At 63.2% G+C, this 14647-nt stretch carries 12 protein-coding genes and 1 pseudogene; 4 read left to right on the top strand and 9 right to left on the bottom strand.

From position 1 onward, the window contains the following. The first annotated feature begins 213 nt into the window (after window positions 1–213). From coxB to LB538_RS11145, 4 genes and pseudogenes are all read left to right on the top strand, one after another. Window positions 214–999 carry a cytochrome c oxidase subunit II gene (gene coxB / locus LB538_RS11160; protein ID WP_224523012.1) on the top strand — a complete coding sequence of 262 codons (786 nt, stop codon included), beginning with the start codon at window positions 214–216 and terminating at the stop codon, window positions 997–999. Further along, window positions 996–2909, top strand: coding sequence for a cytochrome c oxidase subunit I (ctaD, locus tag LB538_RS11155; RefSeq protein WP_224523011.1), 1914 nt, complete (start codon window positions 996–998; stop codon window positions 2907–2909). The genes coxB and ctaD overlap by 4 nt, the downstream gene beginning before the upstream one ends. Next, the gene (locus tag LB538_RS11150; RefSeq protein WP_095768617.1) at window positions 2910–3506 is read left to right on the top strand and encodes a heme-copper oxidase subunit III; all 597 of its coding nucleotides are present in this window, start codon (window positions 2910–2912) and stop codon (window positions 3504–3506) included. Between the two features lie 14 nt (window positions 3507–3520). Then, window positions 3521–3630, top strand: a pseudogene (locus LB538_RS11145) (cysteine hydrolase); the annotation flags it as partial. 2 nt (window positions 3631–3632) lie between these two features. On the opposite strand, the gene LB538_RS11140 reads toward LB538_RS11145, so the two are convergent. The 9 genes from LB538_RS11140 to LB538_RS11100 form a co-directional block, all read right to left on the bottom strand. Continuing rightward, window positions 3633–5933, bottom strand: a complete 2301-nt coding sequence (locus LB538_RS11140; RefSeq protein WP_224523010.1) for an FdhF/YdeP family oxidoreductase — start codon at window positions 5931–5933, stop codon at window positions 3633–3635. Between the two features lie 469 nt (window positions 5934–6402). Further along, window positions 6403–7314, bottom strand: coding sequence for an ABC transporter permease (locus tag LB538_RS11135; protein WP_224523009.1), 912 nt, complete (start codon window positions 7312–7314; stop codon window positions 6403–6405). After that, entirely contained in the window at window positions 7311–8411 is a 1101-nt protein-coding gene (locus tag LB538_RS11130; protein WP_224523008.1) for an ABC transporter permease, read from the bottom strand. The genes LB538_RS11135 and LB538_RS11130 overlap by 4 nt, the downstream gene beginning before the upstream one ends. Next, on the bottom strand, window positions 8408–9931 hold the full coding sequence (locus LB538_RS11125; protein WP_224523353.1) for an ABC transporter ATP-binding protein: 1524 nt from the start codon (window positions 9929–9931) through the stop codon (window positions 8408–8410). Before LB538_RS11125 ends, LB538_RS11130 begins: the two co-directional genes overlap by 4 nt. Before the next feature lie 2 nt (window positions 9932–9933). Then, window positions 9934–11028, bottom strand: coding sequence for a BMP family ABC transporter substrate-binding protein (locus LB538_RS11120; protein ID WP_224523351.1), 1095 nt, complete (start codon window positions 11026–11028; stop codon window positions 9934–9936). A 27-nt stretch (window positions 11029–11055) separates the two neighbouring features. After that, a complete protein-coding gene (locus LB538_RS11115; RefSeq protein WP_224523007.1) occupies window positions 11056–12435 on the bottom strand; it encodes an amidohydrolase in 1380 nt (459 codons plus the stop codon). Window position 12436: 1 nt separating this feature from the next. Further along, a complete protein-coding gene (locus LB538_RS11110; protein WP_224523006.1) occupies window positions 12437–13096 on the bottom strand; it encodes a glutathione S-transferase family protein in 660 nt (219 codons plus the stop codon). After that, window positions 13093–13938, bottom strand: coding sequence for an aromatic ring-hydroxylating oxygenase subunit alpha (locus LB538_RS11105; RefSeq protein WP_224523005.1), 846 nt, complete (start codon window positions 13936–13938; stop codon window positions 13093–13095). The genes LB538_RS11110 and LB538_RS11105 overlap by 4 nt, the downstream gene beginning before the upstream one ends. Then, on the bottom strand, window positions 13935–14585 hold the full coding sequence (locus LB538_RS11100; protein WP_224523004.1) for a Rieske 2Fe-2S domain-containing protein: 651 nt from the start codon (window positions 14583–14585) through the stop codon (window positions 13935–13937). The genes LB538_RS11105 and LB538_RS11100 overlap by 4 nt, the downstream gene beginning before the upstream one ends. Between the last annotated feature and the right edge of the window lie 62 nt (window positions 14586–14647).

Here is a 14647-nt window from a genome sequence, read left to right as displayed (position 1 = left end):
GTAGATGCCGCAGAACAGAAGAACGCCGCCGATCAGGCAGAAGGCGAGGAGTGTCGCAACGTAGAACCCGTGTTCGCGGAAAATCCTGATATCGCGTTTCAGACTCACGGCTCAGCCTCTTCGGCACTTTACGAAGCCCACAACACGGAACGGGACCGGCGAGTTCCGGATCTTGTGTTTCGTCTGTTTCGGAGAGCCTCCAATTGGCGGGCGTTGGCCAGCCTTCCGGCTGCAGCCGGCGCTCTCGCCTCTGGCTGCACCGGTGTGCAGTCGGCCCTCAATCCGCACGGCGAGCAGGCCGACGCTCTTGCTGTTCTGTTCTGGATATTCACGGCCGTGCTCGGACTTGTCTGGCTGGTCACCATGGCCGGGTTGTTCTTCGCGCTGACACGCCGGCGAGATAGTCGCGGCGAACCGGCGCAAGCGCGTCCAGCCGTCAAACGGCAGGTGCGTATCGCCTTTGCTGCGATGCTGGCATCGACAGTCATCATTCTCTCGGGCCTGACCGTGCTCAGCTTCGACGGACAAAGGATGGTTTTCAGGGATGAGGCCGGGGCGGCCGTAACAATATCCGTCATAGGGCACCAATGGTGGTGGCAGGTCCGCTACGAAGGAAAGAATGGTTTCGAGACGGCAAACGAGATTCGCATTCCGGTAGGCAGCGCGGTCGATATCAAGCTCGCCACAGGTGACGTGATCCACTCGTTCTGGATACCGAGCCTTGCCGGCAAGCTCGATCTCATTCCAGGCAAAAGCAATGAACTCCGTATCCAAGCGGATAAGCCCGGCGTGTACCGCGGCCAATGTGCCGAATTCTGCGGTCAGCAGCATGCGCATATGGCGATCTTCGTGGTGGCGCTGGAGCCGAGCGAATTCGAACGCTGGCGCGCAAAACAGGCCGCGCCGGCAAGGCCGATGGCTCATCTTACGAAGCAACAAAATGTCTTTGCTTCCGCTGCATCGTCTCCATCCCCCGCCCTTTCGGAGCATTCGCGATGAGCCAGACGGTCGAAGAACGTCACGAAACCCGTGACACCGATCTGGGTGACGAGGAGCTGCGCGCAAGGCTGAGCAAGACCTGGGGCACGGCGCGTGGTCTGATAGGCATTCTTTCGACAGTCGATCACAAGATCATCGGCATCCGCTATGCCGTCACTGCCTTCGTCTTCCTGTTGGCCGGCGGCATCATGGCGATCATCATGCGGCTGCAGCTCGCACGGCCGGACAGCCACTTCGTCGACGCCGAGCTCTACAACCAGCTTTTCACCATGCATGGCACGACGATGATGTTCCTGTTCGGGGTGCCGGTCGGCGAGGCGTTCGCCGTCTATCTGGTGCCGCTCATGGTCGGCACCCGCAACATCGCCTTTCCGCGTCTCAATGCCTTCTCCTACTACGTCTATCTGTTCGGCGGCCTGATGTTGTGGGGCGCTTTCGCGTTGAGCATCCGCCCTGATGTCGGCTGGTTCTCCTATGTGCCCCTCGCAAATCTGAATTTCACTCCAGGCAAGGGGCCGGACTACTGGGCGCAGATGATCACTTTTACCGAAGTCGCGGCGCTCGCAGTCTCGGTGGAGATCGTCGTCACAGTCCTGAAGCAGCGCGCGCCGGGCATGACGCTCGACCGCATTCCACTCTTCGTATGGACGATGCTCGTCCATTCCTTCATCATCATCTTCGCCATGCCGGCGATCATGCTCGCCTCGTCTATGCTGATCATGGAGCGGCTGGTCGGCACGCAGTTTTTCAATCCGGACGCGGGCGGCGATCCGCTGCTTTGGCAGCACCTTTTCTGGTTCTTTGGTCACCCCGAAGTCTACATCATCTTCCTGCCTGGAACCGCTTTCGTGTCGGCGATCGTGGCGACATTCTCCCGGCGGCCGGTCTTCGGCTATTTGCCGATGGTGCTGTCGCTGATCGCGATCGGCTTTTTGTCCTTTGGCTTGTGGGTTCACCACATGTTCGTGACCGGCCTGCCTGAAATCGGCGCCGCATTCTTCACCGCCTCCAGCATGGCTATAGCCATTCCAAACGGGGTCCAGATATTCTGCTGGATCGCGACGCTGTGGGACGGCAAGCCGGTGCTCAAGACGCCGTTGATCTTCGTGCTCGGTTTCTTCTTCATCTTTGTCGCCGGCGGGCTCTCCGGCGTGATGCTGGCGTCGGTGCCAATCGATACGCAGGTGCACGACACCTATTTCGTCGTCGCTCATTTCCATTACGTGCTTATAGGCGGCACCGTCTTTCCGCTTGTCGCGGCCGTCTACTACTGGTTCCCGAAAGTGACGGGCCGGCTCATGGATGAGCGGCTTGGCAAATGGCAGTTCGTCCTCGCCTTCACTGGTTTCAACGTCACGTTTTTTCCGATGCACCTGCTCGGCCTGCATGGCATGCCGCGCAGGGTCTACACTTACCCTGCGGAGATGGGCTGGGGCGGGCTCAACCTGCTCGCCAGCGCCGGCGCGCTGCTGTTCTTCGCAAGCTTTCTGCTCATGCTCTACAACATGATTGCCAGCGCCCGCTCGGGCGCCCTTGCCGGCGACAATCCTTGGGGTGCCGACACGTTGGAGTGGGCGACCAGCTCGCCACCCCAGCCGCAGAACTTCGATCGCATTCCCTGCGTCACAAGCGGCTCGCCGCTATGGGATCAGGGCGACGACAAGGCGGTGGTCGGCGGCCTCAAGGTTGATGAGCGCGAACTGCTCGTGACGAGCGTCACGGAGGCCCGGCCTGACATTCGCGAGGAATCGCCGGCGCCCTCGATCTGGCCCTTTCTGGCGGCGTTTGCCACAGCCGTCGCGTTCATCGGCTCGATCTACACGCCCTGGGCGGTTACTTGGGGTTCGCCCGTCGTCGCCATCGTGCTGGTCGCCTGGTTCTGGCCGAAAACCATCGAGGAGAATGTCTAGATGGCCCGCAGCGTCATCGATGTCTCGGGTTTGCCGACCTATGCCTTCGGTTCGCGTGTCACCCCCTGGTGGGGGACCTTCTCGTTCTGCCTGCTGGAGGGAACTGGCTTCGCCCTCGGCATCGGAGGCTATCTCTACCTGGCCGTCACCAACAAGGACTGGGCGAAGGACGCGGTGCCTTTGAGCCTGCTCTGGTCGGCGCTCTTCACGCTCGTCCTTGTCGTCAGCGCACTGCCGAATTTCCTGATCAAGCGAGCAGCGATGCGGGAGAGCTTGCGCTCGGTCCGTCTGCTGCTGCTGATCATGAGCGCGATTGGGCTGGTGCTTATCGGGCTGCGCATCATGGAATTCTCGGCCTTGCCGGTACGCTGGAGCGACAATGCCTATGGCTCCTTTGTCTGGCTCCTTCTCGGCCTGCATGGCGTGCACGTGCTCACTGACGTCGCCGACACGTTGGTCCTGGCCGTGCTGATGTTTACGCGGCACGGAACGGGCAAACGCTTCAGCGATGCCGAAGACAATGCTTTCTACTGGTATTTCGTCGTGCTCTCATGGCTGCCCCTCTATGCCGTGCTCTATTGGCTGCCGAGGTTGTGATACGGCCGGGATCGCGCAGTTCTTCCGACGCCACGCGCGACGCCTGATGACCGTCTACCTCCAGCGCTTCGCGCAACAAGTCGAGACCGTCGACATGGAGACGTTTCTCTCGGCCTGGACCTGAAGCTATGCGACGATCCTCACCGGCACCGACTTCGCCGCCGGGACGTGCGCTTTATGAGCCCTGTGCCACAGCGGAATCAAAGGATTGAGTTCGGGATAATAACCGGCGCAGTTGCCGCTTGGTATGGAGTAAGGCGTGACCCGCAGGCCTCCCACCCGCCGCTCGACGCCATCATCGGCATGCGCCTCGAGAGCGACTTCCTGCCCGGCGCTGAGCCCCATCCGTCGGATGTCTTCCTCGTTCATCAGCAGGACCATTCGCGTTCCGATGATGCCGCGCAACCGATCGCGATAACCATACACGGTCGTGTTGAACTGGTCGTTCGACCGTACTGTGATCAGCGTCAGTACGTCCTCGCCCGACACATCGATGTCGGGGTCGGTTTCTAGCGTGGTGGGCAGCTTGAAATTCGCCTTTTTGTTCGGCGTTTCCCAGACGCGCTTCGACGCCTTGATGTCGCGATGGAATCCACCCGGCGTGAGGAAGCGTTTGTTGAAATCCTTGAAATGTGCCGGGAAGCAGCGCTCGATCTCGTCGCGGATGCGGGAATAGTCAGCGACCCAGTCGTCCCAGGGAACCGAACTCATGCCGGCGACGGTCGCCTTGGCGAGTTCCGCCACAATGCTCGGCTCGGACATGAGATGCTCGCTCGGTTTTCGCCGCGACCCGAAGGAGCCGTGAATGCAGGCGGTCGAATCCTCCATCGAGACCCATTGCGGCCCGCTGGCCTGAATGTCCTTCTCCAGCCGAGACAGGCATGGCAGCAGATACGTGGCTTTCCCGGCGATCAAATGGCTGCGGTTGAGCTTGGTCGCGATCTCGACGTGCAGGTCGAGGTTCCGCCAGGCCTTCTCGACCAATCCGGTTTCCGGAACGGCCCGCACGAAATTACCGCCGAGTCCGACAAAACCGCGAACCCGCCCGTCGATCACGCCCTCGCACGTCTCGACGGTATCGAGCCCCTTATCCCGCGGCGGCTCGAAGCCGTAGAAGTCGCGAAATTTGTCGAGCGGAACAAGCTCCGGCTTTTCGGAAATGCCGACCGTTCGCTGTCCCTGCACGTTGGAGTGTCCGCGCAACGGCGATATGCCGGCTCCGGGCTTGCCGACATTGCCGCGCATGAGCAGCAGGTTGCACAGCATCTGCACATTCTCGGTGCCGTGGCGATGCTGAGTGAGCCCCATGCCGTAATTGCCGATGACCGCATTGGCCGAACTGTATATTTCAGCGACATGTTCGAGATCAGCCCGCGAGATGCCGGAACGTCGAACGATGTCTTCCCAATCGGTCGCGCGCAGATAGGCTTCGAAGTCGGCAAAGCCGTATGTATGCTCCTCGATGAAAGCGGTATCGAGGACGCGTTTTCCGCCTCGCTCTCGGGCTGCGTCATCGAGCGCCAGCACAGCCTTGGCGATACCAGTCATGGCCGCAATATCCCCGCCCGCCCGGATCTGGAAGAAATCGCTCGACATCTTCGTCCCTGGCCCTGGCGACAGCATCTCGACCGGGTTCTGTGGGTTCTTGAATCTCACCAAGCCCCGCTCCCGCAGAGGGTTGAAGGTGATCACCGGGACACCGCGCTGGCGAGCGTCCTCGATGGGGTGTAACAGGCGCGGCGCGGTGACACCGGTATTGTGGCCGAAGAAGAACATCATGTCGGATTTGGCGAAGTCCTCCAATTGCACCGTGCCGACAGGAGAGCCGATCGATTCCGGTAGGCCGACCGACGTCGACTCGTGACACATGTTCGAGGAATCGGGCAGGTTCGAAGAGCCGTAGATGCGGGCGAAGAGCTGATACATGAACGAGGCCTCGAGCGAGGCGCGTCCGGACGTGTAGAAGACCACGGACTTCGGGTCGAGGCGCCTAAGTTGAGCGCCCATATCGCTGAACGCGTCCGGCCACGCCACAGGCTCGTATTTGTCGGTGGCGCGGTTATAGCGCATCGGCTCCGTCAGGCGTCCCTGTTTCTCAAGATCGTGATCCGGCCAATCCAGGAGTTCGGTCACTCGATGGGTGGAAAAGAAGGACGGCTCGCAGCGCCTGCTGGTCTGCTCCCACATCGTTGCCTTGGCGCCGTTCTCGCAGAACTCGAAAGGCCGCGGCTCGGCCGGCTTCGCCCATGAGCAGGAGACGCACATGTAGCCGTCCGCCTTGTTCTGCTTCAGCAACGTGCTCCATATGTCGGACAGCAGCAGCCCCTGGTCCCGCGCGTTGCGGATCAGAGACTTGAGCGAGCCCCATCCGCCGGTCGGATGATTGTATTTCTTGATCTCGACGCGATCGGTGACAGCAGGTTCCATGTGAGTCGTCCAAAAAAGAGGAAAGCAAAGAGAAAACCAAAGCGGGCCTCAGTTGTTCCAGCTTGCCTCGTCAGTGACTCATCGTAGGCCGCCAGTGCTCAGGCTCGCTAACGGTAGCGCACGGTCGTGTCGGGTGGCTCAATTGTGTCCACAGAGGCGCTGCCGATCTCCACCAAGAGGGCCGAAGGGCGATTCCAGACAGCCTTGAACCGAGCGGACGATTGAGGTGGTGCCCGTCTATCATCAGCTTCGCGCTGCCCAGGGCAACCGTGGACGTCCGGCCGCCGCTGCGCTGCGCTCGTTGATAGGAGAGATCGTGCTCACGCCCGGCGACAAGCGCGGCGAGGTCCATGCCGAGCTATGCGGCGAGCTGCTCGGCATTCTCAAACTCGTCAACCCTTCATGCGCCAGGGGTATGGTGCGACCTGAGCTCAGATGTCGGGTTATAGCGCCCGGGCGGCGAGCGACACTATGGTTCGAAAGGCTCTCCCAGCGAAGCCACGCCGTTGAGCTTGAGCAGACGCCGGTTCGAAGAAATGATGCCCAGCACGACGATTGTCACGAGATAAGGTAGGCTCGATAGAAGTTGCGAGGAAACGTCGAGCCCAGTTGTCTGGGCCGCGAGGCTTGCGAGGGACACGGCGCCGAAGAGGCAAGCACCAAGGAAGATACGGCTGGCAAGCCAAGTGCCGAAGACGACGAGCGCGATCGCTATCCAGCCGCGCCCGGCGATCATGCCATCGGCCCAGAGCGGAGTGTAGACCACGGCCGCGTAGGCACCGGCAAAACCCGCCAACGCGCCGCCGAAAGCGACCGCGGCGAAGCGCACGGCGATTACCGGATAGCCGAGCGCACGGGCCGCCTTGGGATTCTCGCCAACGGCGCGGATGACGAGGCCGGTCTTGGTGTAGGCGAACACCGCCCAAATGGCGACGGTCGCAGCGAGCGAAAGCCACACGACAATGTCTTGGCTGAACAGGCCGCCGATGACCGGGATATCTGAAAGCCAGGGCAATGAGAGCTTCGGAAGCCCTTTGACCGTGAGGCTCTCAAAACTCTTGCCGAACAGCGCCGACAGGCCCTGGCCGAGGATGCCTATGGCGAGGCCCGTCGCAACCTGGTTCGCCCGGAATCCCAGCGCCACGACCGCAAAGACAAGGGAAAGAGCGGCGCTGGCGATACCAGCGGCGAGGAAACCCAGGAGATGCCCGCCGCCTTGATAGACGATGATGAAGGCGATGACTGCGCCGAGGGCCATCAGGCCCTCCACACCGAGATTGAGGACCCCGGCGCGCTCTGCCACCAGTTCGCCGAGCGCCGCCAGAAGGAACGGCGTAGCCGCCGCCAACATCCCGGCGATGATGAACTCCACGGCGTTCATGGCGTGCTTGCGTGGGCGGCATGGCGCCATTCGAGCCGATAGCGGACGAAGGCGATGGCGACAAGATAGGCAAGCAGCAGGCTGCCCTGGAAGACCCTGACCGCAGCGACCGGCAGATTTGCCGAGACCATGGCGTTATCGCCACCGATATAGAGGGCCGCCATGAGCAACGCGGAAAAGACGATACCGACGGGGTGAAGGCCTCCGAGATAGGCGACGATGATGGCGGCATAGCCGTAGCCGGTCGAGATGGAGCGCTGCAACTGTCCGAGCGGCCCGGCGACCTCGGCCGCTCCGGCGAGGCCTGCCGCGAAGCCACCGACGAGGAGCGAAAGCCAGATCGCGCGTCCTTCGTTGAAGCCAGCGTATCCGGCGGCGCGCGGCGCGAGGCCGCCGACCTGCAGCTTGTACCCCGCGAAACTCCTCTGCATGAACACCCAGGCGCCGAGGGAGAAGGCGCAGGCGACAAGCAGCGAGACGTTGACGCGGGTGCCGGGGATCAGGATCGGCACCATCGCGTCGTACTGGAACATCACCGATTGCGGGAAGTTGAAGCCATTCGGATCCTTCCAGGGGCCGAGAAGCAGATAATTGAGCAATTGCGCGGCAACGAGCGCCAGCATGAGCGACACGAGAATCTCGTTTGCGTTGAGCTTCACGCGCCAGAAGGCCGTTAGCGACGCCCACAGCGCGCCGCCCAGCGCGCCGATGACCAGCATCGATGGCCAGATCCACTGGCCCGTTGCCTGCGGGAACCAGACGGGAATGGCGGATGCGAAGATCGCGCCGAGGATGAACTGGCCCTCGGCGCCGATGTTGAAGACCTTCGCGCGAAAGCCGATCGCAAGCCCCTGCGCGATCAGCAGGAGCGGCCCCGTCTTCAGCAGAACTTCCGAGAACGAGGCCCAGGACAGGAACGGCTCCAGAAGCATCGCGTGGAAAACAGCGACCGGATCGCGGCCCATCAGGAGGTAGAGGCCGAGATTAAGCAGCGTCGCCAGGGCGAGCGCGACCGGCGGGGCGATCAGTTTGACGGGAAGCGAGGCATGCTCCCGGCGAACCAGAAGGGGAAGGAACGGACCGGAGAGAGCGCTCATGCCGGGACCTTCCTGACCATCGAATGCGCGCCGATCATGTAGCGGCCGATCTCCTCGGGTCTGGTATCGCGCGTCACCAGCGGCGGGCTCAGCCGGCCCTGATGGATCACCTGGATCGAATCGCAGAGTTCGAACAGTTCCTCCAGCTCCTCCGAGATGACGAGGATGCCCATGCCTTCGTTGCGCAGGGCGACAAGGCGCCGGCGGATGGCGGAGGCCGCGCCGATGTCCACGCCCCAGGTGGGTTGCGCCACGAACAGCAATTTCGGGGACAGCATGATCTCGCGGCCGACGATGAACTTTTGCAGATTGCCCCCCGAAAGCGCGCCGGCCTCCGCTTCGGAACCGGGCGTGCGCACGTCGTATTGCCGGATGCAGTCCTCGGTGAAAGCCTTCGCCCGGGCTGTGTCGACAAGGCCGCGTTTCAGCAGGCCGAATGGATGGGCGGTCAGAAGGCTGTTGAGGACGAGCGACATTTCCGGCACCGCGCCGCGGCCGAGCCGTTCCTCCGGTACGAAAGCGAAGCCCAGCCGGCGGCGGGCGGCCGTATCGAGCGCGCCGACATCCTTTCCCATCATGTAGATGCAATCGGACTTTTGGCGCGGCAGCACCGTTTCGCCAGAGATCAGCGCCGCGAGTTCGCTCTGCCCGTTGCCCGATATGCCCGCTATCCCGAGGATCTCACCGGCACGCACCGTCAGATTGACGTCGCAAAGCGGCACGGCGAAGGGATCATCGGGCTGATGGTCCAGGCCCACGATTTCGAGGCGCTGTTCGCCGCCGGAATGCGCCAACGCCGGCATGGGCTGCGGCATGTCGCGGCCGATCATCATGCGGGCGAGGTCGTGCGCGTCATGGTCGCGCGGGTCCACGTGGCCGGTGACGCGCCCGCCGCGCAGGATGGTCGCTCGGTCGCAGACCGCCCGGATCTCCTCCAGCTTGTGCGAGATGAACAGGATCGAAACGCCGCCGTCGCGCAGCCGCCGCAAAGTCTCGAACAGCTTGTCCACCGATTGCGGCGGCAGGACAGAGGTCGGTTCGTCGAGGATCAGGAGCTGGGGTTCGGTCATCAGACAGCGAATGATCTCCACCCGCTGCCGTTCTCCTACCGAGAGCGCGTGCACATGGGCAAGCGGATCGATCTCGAGTCCGAAGTCGCGGCCGAGCGCACGGATGTGTTCCGCGAGATCCGATTTGCCCTTGGGCACGACCAGGCGGATGTTCTCCACCACCGTCAGTGTTTCGAACAGGGAGAAATGCTGGAAGACCATGCCGATCCCCTTGCGCCTCGCATCCGCGGGGGAAACGAGGGCCAGGGGGTCTCCTTTCCAGGTCGCCATTCCGGCGTCCGGCTGCTCGACGCCGTAGATCAGCTTCATCAGCGTCGACTTGCCCGCTCCATTTTCCCCGAGGATCGCATGGATCGAGCGTGGAGCCACATCCAGATCGATGTCTCGATTGGCATGGATCTGGCCGTAGCTCTTGGAGATGCCGCGCAGCGACAGGAGCGGGACGGTCACGGTCACTTGGGCAGCGGCGTGGTGACACCCTTGACGTGCCAGTCCATGGCAACGATCTCGGCCCCGGTCATCGTCTTGCCGGCGGGCACGCCCTCGCTGCCGTCGGCCTTGACGATCGGACCGGTAAAGGGCGAGAAGCTGCCGTCGGCGATCTTGGCTTCAACGTCCTTGATTCTGGCCATCATGTCGGCCGGGATTCCCGGGTTCCAGTCAACAACCTCGACCACCTTGTCGCCCACACCCAGGAAAGCGTTTGCGCCCTTGAAGGTGCCGGCGATGTGGGCGTCGACCGAGGCCTTGAAGAAGGGCGACCAGTCGGTCGCCACGCAGCCGAGATAGGTTTTGGGCGCGTATTTCTTCATCGACGAGTTGAGGTTGAAGGCGGGGACGCCGGCCTCTTCGCAGGCCGAGACGACGGAGGGCGTGTCCTGCGCGTTAGAGAAGATCACGTCGCATTTCTGAGCGAGCAGCGCCTTGGCGGCCTCCTGCTCCTTGGCCGGATCGAACCAGGAGTTCACCCATACGACCGAAACCTCGACATCGGGCTTTACCGCCTGCGCTCCCAGCGTGAAAGCGTTGATGGAGGTGATCAGCTCGGGAATGGCGAAGGCAGAGACCGAGCCGAGCTTGCCAGTCTTCGAAAGCGCGGCTGCCGCCATGCCCATAAGGTAGGTACCCTGGGAATATTGGGCCGCGAAGGGCGAGAAGTTCGGCGCCACCTGGAAACCGGAAGCGTGCAGCACGGTTACGTCGGGGTTGCGGCGCGCGATCTGCAGGGCGCCGTTCTGATAGCCGAAGGAGCCGGCGACCAGGAACTTGTTCCCGTCGGCGACCGCCTTGTTCATGATCCGGTCGGCATCGGGTCCTTCCTGTATGTTCTCGATGATGGTCACCTTCACCTTGTCGCCGTAGGCTGCCTTCACAGGCTCAAGCCCGTCGGCGAGCGCACGGCCCCAGCCGACATCGCCGACCGGCGACGGGACCACGAGCACGATGCCCAGAGGCTCGTCGGCGGCAAGCGCGCGACCGCCCATTGCCACGACGAGCCCAGAGGCGGCCGCGCCTTTCATCAATGTTCTGCGGGTAAGATTTGTCAGCATGTCGGTTCCCCTTGTTTTTGGTTTCTAAAATTCCACCGTCGCAAGCGCCGCCTCGGCTTGCGCGAACAGCCTGGCCTCGTCGAGCCCCGGGAATTCGCCTTTGGCCCAGACGATGCGGCCGTTGATCATGGTCATGTCCGTCGGCGCGCCGATGCCCACCTTGGCCAGCAGGCTCAGCGGATCGTGCCGTGTGCCGACATAGTCCATGCGCCGCGTGTCGATGGCGAAAAGGTCGGCGGCCATGCGGGGCGCCAGCCTGCCGATGTCGCCGCGTCCGAGCAATGCCGCGCCTCCGGTCGTCGCATAACCGAGAAAATCGGCCGGCGGCGGCACCGGATGGTCGCGCGTCGACGCCGACAGGCACTGCAGCATGTAGGCGGAATGGATGCAGTGCATCAGGTTGGAATTGTCGTTTGAGGCGGCCCCGTCGCAGCCCAGACCCACACGGAGGCCGAAGGCCGACATCGCCGGAATGTCGGTGATTTCGGCGCCGACGAGATAGACCGGTTCCGGGCAGTGGGCGACGCCGGTGCCGCTCGCGGCCATCTTGCGCAGCTCGTCGTGGGTCAGTTCCCAGCAATGGGCATAGAAGGTATCCGGCCCGCAGAAGCCGATGTCCGCGCAATAGTCCACCGTGCGCATGCCGTGACGGGCCTCGATTACCGGGCTTTCGCCCTCGCCGACATGGGTATGCATGCGCACCCCACGGTCGCGCGCCAGCGCCACCGATTCCACGAAGGTGTCGCGATAGCAGTTGACCGGCTGGCAAGGCGCGACGACGACCTGCCGCATGCCGAAGGGACCGGCCTCATGGTAGGCGTCGATCAGCCGGGCGCAGTCGGCGATGAATTCGTCGGTCGTTTCCAGCATGGCGTCGGGGATGGTCGAGCCTTCCGATTTGGGCAGCGTGTTGCCGCCACGTCCTGCATGGAAGCGCATGCCGAGCAGTTCGGCTGCTTGGAACTGCCGGTCGATCAGCCGCTTGCCCGCCTGCCGCGGAAAGCAATACTGATGGTCGAATGCCGTCGTGCAGCCGTGCTTTATCAGCTCGGCCATCGCCGTGACCGATGCGTGGTAGAAGCATTCCTCAGTCAGCCGCGAGAAAATGGGATAGATGCGGTCGAGCCATTCGATGACCGACAGCTTCGTCCAGTCCAGATCGGCGCGGTTGCGCACGAAGCATTGAAAGAAGTGGTGGTGGGTGTTGACGAGGCCGGGATAGACGAACCAGCCAGCGGCGTCCTGCGTGATTGTTCCAACGGGCAGCTCTGCCTTGTCCAGGCCTGCGCCGATGGCCCGTATTGCCGGGCCGTCGGTCAAGACATCGACATTGCGTCGGATGTCCGGACCGTTGCCCTCGTCCACGATGGCCGCAGCGCAGCCCTTCAGCAAATAGCCCGCCACGTCAGGCCTCGCCGACTTCGAGGACGGGCGCGGGTGTCAGTTCGTGCAGCCGGTGGATGCCCGGCATCTCGATGAAACCCTCGAGACTGCGGACCGCCCGTGACCAGAGCCGGATTGCCGGATAAGGGTCGAGCGAAACGCCGCCGTCCGGCGCCAGCGCAACATAGGGAAAGCAGGCAATGTCTGCGATCGTCGGTCGATCCGACGCGAGGAAGCGCTGGCCGCGGATATGCTGTTCGACGAGGCCGGCTTCCAGCTCCCGCAGGGCCGCTATTCCCTGCTCCCGAAGGGCGGCGATATTGCCCGGACGCAGCAGCATCTCGTGCAAGCGCGCCGCCCCAAGGCTCGCGGTCAGCCGATGCGAGAAGGAGAGCCATTGCTGGACGCGCGCCGCCCGCCCGACCGTATCATTGCCCAGCCATTGGGGTGCCGCCTTCGCGGCGAGATAGACCAGCATGGCCGAGGATTCGGTCAGCACGAGGTCGCCATCCTCCAGGATCGGGATCGAACCGGCCGGATTGAGCGCCATGAGCTCAGGACCGCGATGCTCGCGACCGGGATGGAAGTCGACAGGACGGATGTCGAGCGTCACCCCGATCAGCGCAGCCATGAGGCGCACCTTGTAGCAGCTCGGCGACAGCACGTAGTCGTAGAGCTTCATTGCGCCACCAGTTGCGCGCCGTAGGTGTAGCCGTGGCGTTTCAGCCAGCGCCGGTAGGCAACCGAGGTAACGTCGGCGCGCGTGGGAATCTCCATGCCGGGATCGAGCGGGAGCAGCGTCGGAATTTGGTTTTCGAGGATCGATCGGTCCTGAACGAAGATCGTCTGCTGGAAATGGATCAGGTCGGCCATCGGTGTTTCGTCATCGAACAGCGCCATCCATGGCCAGACGTCGCACAGGTCCTCGGCAAGTGGCTGCACGAAAAGTGTGATGATGTCCCATTCCGCCGGGCGAGGCGGGCAGGTCTTGTAGAGCACCGAGCAGGTCGGCGCGGGCACGCGGTACATGTATTCCGTGGTGATGCCACCTTCCGCCGACTTGGCGGCCTGCGGCTGGTAGAACTTCACCTGAGTGGCCCAAACCTCGTCTTCGTCCTCTCGGATCTCGACCTTATAGTTCTGCACCTCCGTATGCGGCTCGGCCCCCAGTATGTCGGTGTGCACGAAAGGAAAATGCGCGATGTCCAGGAAATTCTCCACCGCACGCAATGGCGAGCAGCGCACGCGTACCACCCCGACATCGACGAGCCGGCGGCCCGGCTGATCGGCCTCGGGGATCGCAAACAGCGGCTTTTGTGGATTACCGAGCGACGACCAGACATGGCCATAGCGGATGCAGGCCGGCAGGTCACGTCCGTTGCCGCCCGTGACCTTCGCGTTTCCATCTTCGCCGCGCCTCACCGCGATCGGCTCGCCCATCAGGGCCGTCCTGCGCCCATGCGCATCGAGCTGGCTAGCAAGGCCGACAGGGTACCATCCGTCGATCATCGTGTTGCGGGTCATCGGGCGATCCCGGCGCGTGCAATATCCTCGGCCGCCCGCCGCAGCGCCTCGGCGGCCCTCGACGCGGCGATACGCTCGTCCGGATTGCTGTCCTCGTCCACCAAAACATGCATCAACGTGCGCGCCTGCCCATCGGGAGCAAGCAGCAGCCGGACGGTCCGGTCATCATAGGTGTAGTCGAGCAGGTCTCCAGCGGCCGTCGTGCCCGCGGCCGCCTCCAGCGCCACGATGCCCGCTTCCACCACCATGGAGCGGAGCGGCGCAAGGCCCTCGAACCGCGGCGGCCCGGCGGCGGGTTCGCCAACCGAAATCCATATGATGCCGCCGCCATCCTCGACGTGCTGCGTTGCGACACGAATCGTGTCCGGCGGCGTCAATGCCGGATGGGCCGGAATGCGCTGGCAGTTTCCCGCCTTGGCGTAGCTCCAGCCGTGATAGATGCAGGCCAGGGTCTCACCGCGTACGAAGCCGTGGGAAAGGCGCATGCCGCGATGAGGGCATCTGTCGGCGAAGGCCGCCGCACGGCCGGAGCGGGTTCGCCAAAGGGCAACCGGTCCGGCCGGGGATTGCGCCGGCATAACGGTTCCCGCCGGCAAGTCCGCGGAGAGGGCAACAGGCATCCATGAGCCGGTGGGATAAGACGGCATGCATCAACTTTCAAAACGGCACCAGCATCTTCCCGAGCGAAGCTTCGCGGTCAAGGATATGC

The organism is Mesorhizobium sp. Ca11, assembly GCF_020165275.1.
GTDB lineage: Bacteria > Pseudomonadota > Alphaproteobacteria > Rhizobiales > Rhizobiaceae > Mesorhizobium.
The sequence above is the reverse complement of the archived record's forward strand: the minus strand, read 5'-3'. Positions and strand labels throughout refer to the sequence as shown.